Source organism: Microbispora rosea, assembly GCF_900156315.1.
GTDB classification, from domain to species: Bacteria; Actinomycetota; Actinomycetes; order Streptosporangiales; family Streptosporangiaceae; genus Microbispora; species Microbispora rosea.
In genome coordinates, this window is the sequence record NZ_FTNI01000036.1 from 36,121 (window position 1) to 47,619 (window position 11,499).

Annotated in this window: 11 protein-coding genes; 4 read left to right on the forward strand and 7 right to left on the reverse strand. The window is 70.5% G+C overall.

Annotated elements, in window-relative coordinates; genetic code table 11:
- Nucleotides 1-40 precede the first annotated feature (40 nt).
- Together BXA11_RS35685 and BXA11_RS35690 are read left to right on the forward strand one after the other, a co-directional pair.
- Nucleotides 41-1,267 carry a cytochrome P450 gene (locus tag BXA11_RS35685; protein ID WP_076441750.1) on the forward strand — a complete coding sequence of 409 codons (1,227 nt, stop codon included), beginning with the start codon at nucleotides 41-43 and terminating at the stop codon, nucleotides 1,265-1,267.
- A gap of 174 nt (nucleotides 1,268-1,441) precedes the next feature.
- Nucleotides 1,442-2,149 carry a cellulose binding domain-containing protein gene (locus BXA11_RS35690; RefSeq protein WP_076441752.1) on the forward strand — a complete coding sequence of 236 codons (708 nt, stop codon included), beginning with the start codon at nucleotides 1,442-1,444 and terminating at the stop codon, nucleotides 2,147-2,149.
- Nucleotides 2,150-2,253: 104 nt separating this feature from the next.
- Here BXA11_RS35690 and BXA11_RS35695 read toward each other — a convergent pair whose 3' ends face one another.
- The 3 genes from BXA11_RS35695 to BXA11_RS42705 all read right to left on the reverse strand — a co-directional run bounded on the left by BXA11_RS35695 (nucleotide 2,254) and on the right by BXA11_RS42705 (nucleotide 6,675).
- On the reverse strand, nucleotides 2,254-3,525 hold the full coding sequence (locus tag BXA11_RS35695) for an outer membrane protein assembly factor BamB family protein (protein WP_076441755.1): 1,272 nt from the start codon (nucleotides 3,523-3,525) through the stop codon (nucleotides 2,254-2,256).
- A 934-nt stretch (nucleotides 3,526-4,459) separates the two neighbouring features.
- The gene (locus BXA11_RS43500; protein WP_076441758.1) at nucleotides 4,460-5,815 is read right to left on the reverse strand and encodes a hypothetical protein; all 1,356 of its coding nucleotides are present in this window, start codon (nucleotides 5,813-5,815) and stop codon (nucleotides 4,460-4,462) included.
- 596 nt (nucleotides 5,816-6,411) lie between these two features.
- The gene (locus BXA11_RS42705) at nucleotides 6,412-6,675 is read right to left on the reverse strand and encodes a hypothetical protein (protein ID WP_143734714.1); all 264 of its coding nucleotides are present in this window, start codon (nucleotides 6,673-6,675) and stop codon (nucleotides 6,412-6,414) included.
- Nucleotides 6,676-7,019: 344 nt separating this feature from the next.
- On the opposite strand from BXA11_RS42705, the gene BXA11_RS35705 reads away from it, so the two are divergent.
- Nucleotides 7,020-7,352 (forward strand): hypothetical protein, encoded by a 333-nt coding sequence (locus tag BXA11_RS35705; protein ID WP_030511104.1) that lies wholly within the window; start codon nucleotides 7,020-7,022, stop codon nucleotides 7,350-7,352.
- A 383-nt stretch (nucleotides 7,353-7,735) separates the two neighbouring features.
- Here BXA11_RS35705 and BXA11_RS35710 read toward each other — a convergent pair whose 3' ends face one another.
- The 4 genes from BXA11_RS35710 to BXA11_RS35720 form a co-directional block, all read right to left on the reverse strand.
- Nucleotides 7,736-8,188 carry a hypothetical protein gene (locus BXA11_RS35710; RefSeq protein WP_076441760.1) on the reverse strand — a complete coding sequence of 151 codons (453 nt, stop codon included), beginning with the start codon at nucleotides 8,186-8,188 and terminating at the stop codon, nucleotides 7,736-7,738.
- The gene (locus BXA11_RS43505; protein WP_159454897.1) at nucleotides 8,185-8,328 is read right to left on the reverse strand and encodes a hypothetical protein; all 144 of its coding nucleotides are present in this window, start codon (nucleotides 8,326-8,328) and stop codon (nucleotides 8,185-8,187) included. The genes BXA11_RS35710 and BXA11_RS43505 overlap by 4 nt, the downstream gene beginning before the upstream one ends.
- 77 nt (nucleotides 8,329-8,405) lie before the next feature.
- Complete coding sequence (locus BXA11_RS35715; protein ID WP_076441835.1) at nucleotides 8,406-9,146, reverse strand: VOC family protein; 741 nt, start codon at nucleotides 9,144-9,146, stop codon at nucleotides 8,406-8,408.
- 36 nt (nucleotides 9,147-9,182) lie between these two features.
- Nucleotides 9,183-10,535 carry a serine/threonine protein kinase gene (locus tag BXA11_RS35720; RefSeq protein ID WP_076441763.1) on the reverse strand — a complete coding sequence of 451 codons (1,353 nt, stop codon included), beginning with the start codon at nucleotides 10,533-10,535 and terminating at the stop codon, nucleotides 9,183-9,185.
- A gap of 293 nt (nucleotides 10,536-10,828) precedes the next feature.
- Between BXA11_RS35720 and BXA11_RS35730 the strand changes: the two genes are divergently transcribed.
- On the forward strand, nucleotides 10,829-11,242 hold the full coding sequence (locus BXA11_RS35730; RefSeq protein WP_076441768.1) for an RNA-binding S4 domain-containing protein: 414 nt from the start codon (nucleotides 10,829-10,831) through the stop codon (nucleotides 11,240-11,242).
- Nucleotides 11,243-11,499 lie beyond the last annotated feature (257 nt).

Genomic DNA, 11,499 nt, shown 5'->3' on the forward strand with positions numbered 1-11,499 from the left:
GGAACAGGCTGCCAGGTGAATTGACCAGGAGGGGCGTCCCATGACGGTCGCGTATCTCGACATCGAGGATCCGGATTTCAGGCCCGACTCGGCCGACGTGCACAAGGCCCGCGAAGCCAACTGGTACGCACGGACCCCTCGGGGGTACGCGGTGCTGCGATACGAGCCCGCCGGCGAACTGATCGCCGATCGCCGGTTACGGCAGAGCACCCTGGACTTCTTCCACGCGCAGGGCATCACCTCAGGCCCGCTCTACGACTTCATGCGCCGCTTCCTGCCCTGCCTGGAAGGAGAAGACCACGCCCGGCTCCGCGGGTTGGTCAGCAAGGCGTTCACCCGCCGCTCCGTGGACGCGCTGCGTCCGTTCATGCGCCAGGTGACCCATGAACTCGTCGACACATTCCACGCCTCCGGCCGATGTGATTTCATCACCGACTTCGCCGAGCCGTACTCCGCACGGATCATCTGCACCCTGCTGGGCGTACCCGAGGAACAGCACGACTCTTTCCGAGGATGGGGCGACGATCTCAGCCTGATGGTCAGCAATTTCGTCGCCCAGCATCGGGACCGGATCGAGACCGCTCTCGCAGGTCTCGGAAGCGCCGTGGACGCGCTGCTCGCGAAGCGGCGCGAAGCCCCCCAGGACGACCTGATCTCCAGGCTGATCGCGGCGGAGGAGGCCGGCGACCGGCTCACCTCGGAAGAGCTGCGGGTGATGGTCATCGGGCTGATGCTCGCGGGGCAGGACGCGACCCAGCACCAGCTGGGACTGGCGATGACGACCTTCATGAAGCACCCCGAGCAGTGGGCGTTGCTCGCCGAGCAGCCGGAACTGGTGGATCGCGCGATCGAGGAGTCGATGCGGGTGTCGCCGGCCTCCACAGTGATCATGCGAATCGCCGACGAGGACATCGTCTACCGCGATCTCGAGATCAAGGAGGGCACCTTCGTCAGCGTGCTTCTCGACCCCGCGCACAACGACCCGGCCGTCTTCAACGGAGAGGGATTCGACATCACCAAGCAGCGGGCGACGCAGCTCACGTTCGGTGTCGGCCTGCACTACTGCCTCGGCGCCGCGCTCGCCCGCGCCGAGATGGGCGAGGCCCTGCCGATCCTCGCGAACAGGCTCCACTCCCCCGAACCCGACGGCCCCGTCCCCTGGCGCCCGACCGTCGGTGTCACCGGGCCGATCACATTGCCGATCCGCTTCGTGCCCCACTCCCCCACCCCGGCGCCGACGGCACCGCCGGGGACCGGCGCCGTCTGAGATCTCGGCAGATCTCGGCGCGGTTTCGGCCCGTCGCCGAGCGAGGCCGGCGGCTCCCTCGCCGAAGCGCGGACGGCCCGTCCGCGCCGTACGGGTGCGCCAGGAATCGTCATGACCACGCAAGGCCGGACCGGGAGGATGCCGGTCCGGCCTTCCGCGTATGTGACCCGGAACATGGACGCCAACTATCGCAGCGCCTACTTCTACATGGACCGGGACACCCAAATCTTCGCCGGTCCGCTGTGGGACTACGACCTCACGTTCGGCGTGGGCGGGTTCTTCCAGAACGACCAGACCGCGGGCTGGCGGTATCAGCAGACCCGGCAGCCGGTCGCCAACGACTGGTTCACCCAGCTCATGCGGGATCCGGCCTTCGTCGACCAGGTCAAGGCGCGCTGGCAGGAGCTGCGCCGCGCGGCCTGGCTGGACTCGACGGCGGCGTGGGGCGGTCCGGTCGCCTCGCCCAGTCCGAGTCCCTCCCCCAGTGCCTCCCCGAGTCCCTCCCCCAGCGTCTCGCCGAGCGCCAGTCCCAGCCGTTCGCCGAGCCCGTCGCCCAGTCCTAGCCCCTCGCCGTCCGGCGGAGTGTCCGGCGCCTGCTCGGCGACGCTGCGGGTGGTGAGCTCCTGGACCGGCGGGTTCCAGGGTGAGGTCACCGTGCGCGCGGGCAACGCGGCGATCAACGGCTGGACCGTGAAGTGGACCTGGCCCGGTGGGCGGACCGTCACCCAGCTGTGGGGAGGGCTGAGCTCCGGCTCCGGCTCGGCCGTGTCGGTGCGCAACGAGTCGTGGAACGGCTCGCTTGCGGCCAACACGAGCACGACCTTCGGCTCCATCGGCAGCGGCTCGGCCGCCACGCCGGCGGCCACCTGCACCAGCCCCTGATGTGAGGCGAATCGACGGGGTCTCGTCCACCGGTCAGGACGGGACCCCGTCGCGCAACGGGCGAATCAACCCACCCGGCCGCGCGACGACCGGGCCCGGTCCGGTCAGCTCTCCTTGGTGTCGACGTAGACGACCGCGTGCTTCGCCGTGACCGAGGTCCACGGCACGATGACGACGGCGCCGTTCCGCTCGAAGGCCCGCGCACGGTCCCCATCGGTGCCGTACTTCTGCGGCAGTTCCCCCACCTTCGCCGCCTTGCCGGTGGCCGCGTCCAGACGGACGAGCCGGGGAGGCAGGTCCCGCCAGTCGCCGACCTCCAGGGCGAGCAGGCCGTGGTCGTCGGCCCGGACGAGGTTCAGCATCGTGGGCTGGGTGCCGGACGACTCCCACACCTGCTTGCCGGTCTTGAGGTCGAAGGCGAGCGCCTTGTCGCCCGATCGCGCCTTACCCGGCACGTTCTCCGGGAAGGTCGTGAGGTAGAGGCGGTCGCCGTGCACGGCGTAGCGGCGCTGCTCGAACATCCCGTCCACGAACGCGACCGTGTTCATGGCGAGCATGTCCACCTTGCCGGTCGTGAACTCGCTGACCTTGCCGCCTCGGTCGTCGAGGACCGTGAAGGAGCTCTTGTCGCCGTCCTCCTGGCGGACGATCAGCGGGTCGGCCGACAGCATCAGGCTCATCAGGCTGAGATCGCCCATCTTGTAGCGCCACCGGGGCGCGCCGCTCTTCGGGTCGAGCACCTGCACGAGGCCACCCGATCCCTCGAAGGTGCAGTCGAGGAGCAGGGCCACCTGGGCCGCCGCCGCGTTCACGTCCTTGATGTGGCAGCCCTCCGGCAGCCGCGCCGTCCACTGCTTCGCGCCGTTCGACAGGCGGTAGCCGGACAGGACGTCGTCGGCGTACACCACCACGACGTCGCCCGCGTTCATGATCTGGGGCACGGTGAGCGAGTTGGCCACCCTGGACTTCTCGGCCGGGATCTTGATCTTCCAGGTGATCTTTCCTGTCGCGGCCTCGACGCCTGCCAGGTGGTCGCACAGTTGGTCGCTGCCGTACGCCACGGCGCCCTTGCCGTTCGCCAGGTCGGCGGTGGCGCCGCAGAGCTGGTCGCCGGGCGAGGGGGCGCCCCAGGCGCGCTTGCCCGAGGTCAGATCGTAGGCGAGCACCCCGTCGCGCTGAACCCGGATCACCGTTTTGTCGGTCAGCCAGCCCGCGAACGCGAGCCCCTGGGTGAAGTCCATGCTGTCGGCACTCGCGAGCGGGACGGACCACTCCCCCTCGCCCCCACCGGATGCGGTGCCGGAACCGGTGCCGGAGCCCGCGACGAACCAGGCGGTCCCCCCGCCTACCGCCAGCAGCACCACCAGCCCGAGCACGACGAACAGCGCCGTCTTGCCCTTGCCGCCGGGCGCCTGTTGCTGCGGCTGTGGCGGGAGTCCCTGGGGCGGCTGCCCCGGAGCGCCATAGTTCTGGCCTGGGTAGCCCCCCTGCTGACCGGGATAGCCCTGTTGGCCGGGGTAGCCCTGTTGCCGAGGGTAGCCCTGTTGGCCCGCATACCCCTGCTGCCCCGGATGCCAGGGCGTCTGGCCCTGCGCCGGCGGAGCGGGGGCCGACGCCGCCGGGCCCGGCTGCGGCTGGGCTTGCGGCTGCGGCTGCGGCTGCGGCTGCCCCCAGGGTTGCGCGTACGGCGAGCCCGGGTAACCCTGACCCGGCCAACCTTGACCCGGCCCGCCTTGACCCGGCCCACCCTGGCTCGGCTGTCCCAGACCGGGCCCGCCTTGACCGGGCCCGCCTTGACCCGGATGACCTTGACCCGGATGACCTTGACCCGGCTGGCCGTACAGCGCCGGCGCGCCGGGGGCGCCCGGACCCCACGGCGCGCTCTGGCCGGGCGGTCCGTACCCCGGAGGGGCCGAGGCCTGCGGGCCGGGCCCGGCCTGCCCCGGCGACGCGGCTTCGCCCCACTGCCCCGGACCACCCGGCTGCCCATACGGCTGCCGGCCGGGTGCGGGCTGACCATAGGCCGACTGAGCGGGTGCGGGCTGACCATAGGCCGACTGAGCGGGTGCGGGCTGGCCATAAGCCGGCAGAGCAGGGGCGGACTGGCCGGGTGAGGGCTGGCCGGGTGCGAGCTGGGTCGGGCCTCCGGCGTCACCCTGGTGTCCCTGGTCGAGGTGCGGCTGTTCCTGCCCGCCGTAGGGCGATCGGCCGTCGCCGTACGCGTACGGGGACGGTGCGGGGGACGGCGAGGGCGGAGTGGGCCCGCCGTACGCGTCCCTGTTGTGCTGATCCGTCATGTCTCTCCCCCGATTACGCGAACTGGGCGCGGACGTAGCCCGCCCACTGCCGCTCGAAGTCCGCCCTCGTCACGCCGAGCACCTGGAAGAGGGCGGCTTCGCTGTCGTCGCCCGGTGCCCGGTAAGCCGCGACCACGCCCTCGACCAGCTTCCGCTCGCCGTACTTCTGCGCGATGAACCGCATGGCCACATGCCCCATGAGGTAGTTGACGCTGGTCATCTGCTTGAAGTCCCAGAGGGCGTTGGTCGGCAGCTTCCCGTCGAACGGCATGGCGAGCTGTCCTGCCACGTAGGCGCGGCCCTCGGCGGCCCGCCGGTTCCGCGCGATCGGCTGACTGCGGCCGGCCACATACTCGGCGAAACCCTCGGTGATCCAGTTCGCCCTGCCGAACAGAGCGAACTGCGCGCTGTCGAGCCCGGCGACGAGCGAGTGCGCCAGCTCGTGCTCGGAGATCTCCATGATCCCCTGCTCGTCCCTGAAGAACTCGGACGCCGTGTCCATGACGACGCGGGTGCCGCCGATCTTCACGGTGTCGTTCCCGATTCCCCAGCGCGGCATCGGGATCGAAACTCCCGCCTCGTTCGCCTTGGACGTACGGAACAGCTTGCCGAGCTGGGTCTTGCCCTCGACCAGCGCCACCACGAAACCGCTCGGCACCGCCGCGTCCGGATCGCCGTTCTTCTGCCAGAAGGCGAGATCGCTCGCGGCCGCGGCGGAGACGGTCGGCGCGACGCGCCGGGCGAGGGCGGCGTCCTTCGGCCTGGCGAGCACGAGGCTTCCGCCCGCCTTCGCCACCACGATGTCCGGCCAGATGTCCCACGGCCCGGGGTAGTACATGGTCTTCGACGCCTCGCCGCTGATCGTCGGCGGCGCACCCTCCACCTTCGTCACGACCAAGGGTGCTTTCGGCGACGCCTTCTCGATGGTCCAGCGGTACCACTCGGACACCGGACGCAGGTCGATGCCGGCGAACCGGTGGACGAAGGCGACATCCTGCGTGAACTTCACGCCACGCCCGAAACTGTCCTGAGCCCGGCCCTGGCGGCGCAACACCTCGTACGACTTCTCGGCCAGCGGCATCTTGCGCAGGTTGGCGAAGACTCTCGCCTGATCGCGGACCAGAGCGGCGTTCTTCTGGTCGAAGATCGAGGTGAACGCCTTGGCGTCGCCCGAGGCCAGCGCCTTGCTGTGCGACTGGACCAGCTTCGTGATCTCGTCGTCCTTCACCACGACCGTGTTCGAGTCGGCGGCGACATCACCCGTGCCGTCTCCGGCGGTGTCGTCCCCGGAGCCGCCGCCCCGCAGGACGAGGCCCACCCCCGCACCCACCGCGACGACGAGGACGAGGGACAGGATGCCGAGCGTCACCCACAGCCCGGTCCTGCGTCCGGGCCCAGGAGGGGGCGGCGGAGGTTGAGGCTGCCACTGCTGCGATGGGGGCTGCCACTGCTGCTGCGGAGGACCGTACTGCCACTGCGGAGGGGGAGGTGGAGGCTGAGACTGCCACTGCGGCTGAGGCGGATACTGCTGGTGATAACCGGGCCCCGTCGTCACTCTTGCCCCGTAAATGCTCAGAGTTATCGAAAGGCGTAAAGCGTATCAGTGGCCATGAAGCGGGCACCGGCGCTTCCCACAACGCGCCGTACGCGCCCTCGACATGTTCTCTGACCAGGCGTTTTCGAGCCTCCTGACCGAATGATCCGGGCCCTCACCGGCCAATCAGCGGAGCCGTACGGGCATTCACGCGGACCGGCAGGTCGCCGCAGGCGACGACTGGAACGATCCATTCACGGCCAATCCGCGGAATCCTCACCATCGGCGCCCAGGAATGCCGGGATTACGTCGATCCCGCTGACGAAATCGATGAAGAGCGCACCCCAGCCTCGATCGCCCGGAGTCGGACACGCCCGGCCGGCAGGACAGCCGCGGACATGTGCGCCCGGACGCACCGGTAGCGCGGGGGGCTACGCCGCCGCGGCGATCTTCGCCTCACGGCGCTTCTCGATGCTCGCCATGGCGACAACGTCGTCCGGCAGCGCGTCGGGCACGGCGGCGTCGCACCGGCGAAGATTGCGGCCGGCAACGGTCCGCTGAGCGGACCGGAACATCGCTTCGCCGGTCGGCCCGGATGAAGATATGACGGCGATAAGCAGACCGGGGTGACATTTGTGGGGGAAGCTCGATGCGTCGTCGATCTCGAATTTCAGCGTTCGCCGCTGGTCGTTCAATCACACACGGATTTCTTGTCGTTCTCCTGTCGCTTTCCCTCTTCAGCACGGCATGTATAGACCAGGAGTACGGAGGAGGCTCGAACGCCGCGGAGACCGAGAAGGGGCAGGTTCAGGAGCCGAAGAAGTCGAAGAAACCCAAGGGCCCGGTCTGCCCCGCTCCGGGGCCCATCACGAGATCCCAGCTCCCCGCCTTTCCACCGGCGGACGGGGTCAGTGCGATCACGCAGAACCCCTGCATCAGCATCGCGGGCCTGGCCGATGACGCCCTCGGTTTCATCCCCGAAGGGGGCTCCGAGGAGTTCAAGCGGTTCCGCGGCGGCCTCGAGCGCTTCATCAGCAGGGTGAACGCGGTCAACGACGCGGCGGAGTGCGCCTACGAGACCGATCATCTGGCGATCGGCGTGTACCACCACGACGCCACCCCATGGTCGATCGGCATGGTGGCGGTCGTCCGCGGGGACCTGGACGCGCTGGTCGACAGCGGAGTCTGCTGGCTGCTGAGGAGGCTGCCGTTCGACGTCTCCACGGGTTTCGCACCTGACGAATTTCGTCCCTACTTCTGCGCCGACGCCGTCACCAGGAGAAGCAACGGCTATCGCTTCACGATCCTGTGGATCGGCTCGTCGAATGTCATGTGCGGGAGCCTCGCCACCATCTACAGCGGCACCACCTGAAAACGCCGAACCCGCACGAACACCCCCGGATCCGCCCGTCTGTTCCGGAGCTTCGGACTCCCTGACGGTCGAAAGCGGCTCCGCTGCCCGGCTACGCGCCTGACCCTCCCGAGCAACGCGGACAGTGCCCCCGCGATCAGGTCCCACGGCTGATCGCTCAGGCGTGAATCCCCTGGTCGACGTGGTGAACGCCGGTCTGTCGGTCGTGCCCGCAATTGGCCGCGCCCGCCGCACGCAGAGATCCGGATTCACCGCGCGGGTCCGCCGCGGGACCTCCGCCGATCCGGTGGCGGAGGTCGAGCTGGCGACTGAACTGACCACTGTTCGGAATCACAGGAGAACAGGCCTTCCAGGGTCAGACGCGCTGCCGGCACAGCCGCGCATCACCCGACGCGGGTGGAGTCCATGGTCCAGTTGGTCTCCCAGGTATGGCCGCCGTCGTAGGAGAAGGCCTGCTCCCAGTGGCACGAGCCGGGTGTGATCCCCGACCAGATGAACCGGACCCGGATCGGACGGCCGTCGTCGGTGTCGTCGGCGTAGAAGGTGCCGACGCCGTCGACGAAACGGCCGACGACCGGCACCGGATCCAGGCCGCGCCTGCTGTTGACCCAGTAGATGGACCACTCGTCCCGCTCGGCGTCGTACGTCCGGACCGTCGCGCCGTCGAAGTCCTTGGTGGGCAGCGTGAGCGTGTCGAAGCTGCCCGCGCCGCCGAAGAAGCCGTACGCGACGCAGCGCCCGGGGAACTCCTCCCACTCGTCGCTGCCGACGCCCCGCTTCAGCAGCCTCCGGTTGGCCACGTCCCACGTGCCGACGAGGAAGTCGAAGTCGTTCACAGTCCCGCCTCTTCCGTCCGTGCGCCGGCCAGGTGGTCGCCGCCCGCAGGCTCGAACGCCCGCCCGGGCCGGTCGTCGTGACACCGGCCGCCGCCCGCCGTCGGGTCGGGCCGCCGCGTGATCTTCTCGATGAACGCCATGCCGGGACCGTACGGCCCCTCCACTGACACCTACCGTCAGTGGAGACTCTGATGTGTCCGGGGGGGCGGGCTCCCCGTCAGGCCGGAGCGAGGACGCAGAATTCGTTGCCCTCCGGGTCGGCCAGGACGACCCACGAGGCGTCGCCCTGCCCGACGTCGGCGGGGGTGGCGCCGAGGGCCTGCAGACGGGCGACCTCGGCCGCCTGGTCGTCGCCGGGGTAGGGCAGCAGGTCGAGATGCACGCGGTTCCACACGGTCGTCGCACCGGGCGTCGTGCGGATGAACTCCAGATACGGCCCGGCCCCCTTGGCCGAGCGCAGCCGCGCGTGGTCGTCGCTCACCTCGTGCAGGGTCCAGTCCATCGCCTCGTCCCAGAACCGGGCCATGGCCCGCGGGTCCGCGCAGTCGACCACCACCGCGGCGATCGGCCCGGTGTCCCGGTAGATCTCGCGCGGCTCCAGCACACAGAACACGTTGCCCTCCGGGTCGGCCAGGACCGTCCACGGGACGTCGCCCTGGCCCACGTCGGCGGGCGTCGCACCGAGCTCCTTCAGCCGTGCGACCAGCTCCGCCTGATGGGCCGCGGAGGTGGTGGCGAGATCCAGGTGCACCCGATACCGCACCGTTTCCGGGTCCGGGACGGCGACGACGCAGACGCAGAGGGCCACGGGGTCGGGCCAGACGAAGCCCACGGGCCCGGCGCCTGTCACCGCCGGTCCGTCGCTGAAGACATCCCAGCCGAGCGCGTCCGCCCAGAACCGGCCGAGCGCCGAGTTGTCCCGGGCTTTGAAGTTGAGCAGACCAAGTCGCAGCGCCATGCCGCTCACCCTACGTTCGGCAGGTCAACCGGGTGGTCAGTCCTTGATCAGGAGGCCCTTGAAGGTGACCTCGCCCTCGTCGCCGTCCCATCGGTAGGCGAGCCCTTCGCCGGTCTGGGTCAGGGTGATCGTGCCCGCGGCACACGTGTCCAGCCGGAAGACGAGTGCCGTGCCGGCGCTGCGCGTCAGCGTCAGACTCCCCCGGCATGAAGTGTTGGTGTCCTTCCAGCTTCCGGTGCGCCTGCCCGGCTCCAGCACGATCTGTACGTCGGTCTCGCTGGTTCCCACGAGCTGGTCGGGCTCGAGGTGGCCTCCCCAGGTGCCGGCGAACGCGGCCGGAACCGTCCCGCCCGGCGTGGTCGACGGCACGGGAGCCGCCTTCGGTGTCCCTGTGGCGTTCCCGGAGGAATCGTCCGAGGCGTCGTCCGTCGTCATGGTCTCGTCCTGCCCGGCGCCGCCGTAGTCCGTGACGGTCTCCCCCGGCGTGGCGTCGGCGGGCGGCGCCGGTGACTCGCCGGGGTGCGAGACGGTCGTCGTCGTGGTGGCGTGCGTCGAGGTGCCGGCCGTGCCGCTGGACAGCAGGCGCGGCCCCAGCAGAGCGGCGGTGACCGACACCGCGGCCACGGCCGCCACCGCCCCGGCGACGATCCCGGTGCGGGAAGCCCGCCGACGGCCGCCCACCCCGGTGGTCTCCGGGCCCGACGGCATCGTCCCGGCCGGACCGGGAGCCGTGAAGGCCGGGAGAATCGCGGTCGGCCCGCCCTGCCGTACGCCTTCCGGCCTGGTGGTCGCCGCGGCCGCGCCCGCCCGAAGCGGGTCGGGGGTGGATCCGACGAGTTCCAGCAGCAGGTCGCGGGAGGCAGGCCGGCGCGTGGGATCCTTCGCCAGGCATCGCTCGACCACGCCGCGCAGCGACGGGGGCAGGGCCGAGACGTCGGGCTCGGCGGTCAGGATCCGGTGCATGACGGCGGGGACGCCGCCGACGCCGAAGGCCGGGCGGCCCGTGGCGGCGAAGACAATCGTGGCTCCCCAGGCGAACACGTCGGAGGCGGACGTGGCCGGGTCCCCGGCGATCTGCTCGGGAGCCAGGTAGGCCGGGGTGCCGACCGGCCCTCCCGTGATCGTGTCGCTCGCGCCGTGCCTGGCGATGCCGAAGTCCACCACCCGGGGGCCGTCCGGCCCCAGCAGCACGTTGGCCGGTTTGAAGTCCCGGTGCACGATCCCGGCCGCGTGAATGGCCGTCAGCGCCGTGGCCGTGCCCACCGCGAGGCGTTCCAGCTCGCCGCCCCGCAGCGCACCGCCGGAATCGACCCGCTGCTGCAGCGACGGCCCGTCGATGAACTCGCTCACCACGTACGGCATCCGCCCGTCGACCACCGCGGTCAGCACCCGGGCGGTGCAGAAGGGCGCGACCGCGCATCGCGTCGAGCTCGCGGACCAGCCGCTCCTTCACCGACGAGTCGAGCCCCGATTTGAGCACCTTCACCGCGACGGGTTCCCCGCGGGGCGACAGCCCGAGGAACACCACCCCCTGCCCGCCCTCGCCGAGCCGCCCCCGCAGCGTGAACTCACCCAGCACGCGCGGGTCATCGGGCTCCAGGGGGGTGACCATGGCACCGAACCCTAGCGACGCGAAGGCGCGACGCGATACGCCTCAGCGCCGCTCTCAGTACAGTGTCGGAATGTCCGGTGAGCAGGTGAGCGCGCGAGTGGACGTCTGGATCTGGTCGGTACGGTTGACCAGGACTCGTTCGATCGCGTCCGACGCCTGCCGGGGCGGTCACGTCCGGGTCAACGGGGTGCGGGTCAAGCCCGCGCACGTCGTCCGGGCCGGTGACGAGGTCCGGCTGCGACACGAGGGGCGCGAACGCATCGTGGTCGTCTCCCGCATCATCACCAAGCGCGTCGGCGCCCCCGTGGCCGCCGAGTGCTACGTCGACAAGAGCCCTCCGCCTCCTCCGCCCGAGCAGGCCGCGACGGTGGCCGTCCGGGCTCGTGGCGCGGGACGCCCCACCAAACGCGAGCGCCGCAGCATCGACAGACTGCTCGGGCGCCCGGCGGTGGAGGAGCGGGACCGCCGGGCACGCCCCGAGTGAACGGCGACAGAACACCTCGGCGTCAATCAAAGGTGGGATGACTCCCCGCGGCCACGTCGCCGCCCAGGGGTGAACGAGCTAGCACGGCGCCCACCACGCGGTCGCCGTCCCGGCGCGCGCTCAGCCCGCCTGCCGATGAAAGTTTCAGCCAGCCCTCGCGAGAATCGGCGGCCGCCTGCCTATCGGCCCCAGGTCACTCGGCGCTCATGATTGTTTCTTGACCCGACACATCACACGTCATACGTTGTACGAAACCG

Coding starts and splice junctions, on each gene's coding strand:
- BXA11_RS35685 (WP_076441750.1), top strand. CDS start 41: ATGACGGTCGCGTATCTCGACATCGAGGATCCGGATTTCAGGCCCGAC.
- BXA11_RS43505 (WP_159454897.1), bottom strand. CDS start 8,328: ATGGCGTTCATCGAGAAGATCACGCGGCGGCCCGACCCGACGGCGGGC.
- BXA11_RS35730 (WP_076441768.1), top strand. CDS start 10,829: ATGTCCGGTGAGCAGGTGAGCGCGCGAGTGGACGTCTGGATCTGGTCG.
- BXA11_RS35690 (WP_076441752.1), top strand. CDS start 1,442: ATGGACGCCAACTATCGCAGCGCCTACTTCTACATGGACCGGGACACC.
- BXA11_RS35715 (WP_076441835.1), bottom strand. CDS start 9,146: ATGGCGCTGCGACTTGGTCTGCTCAACTTCAAAGCCCGGGACAACTCG.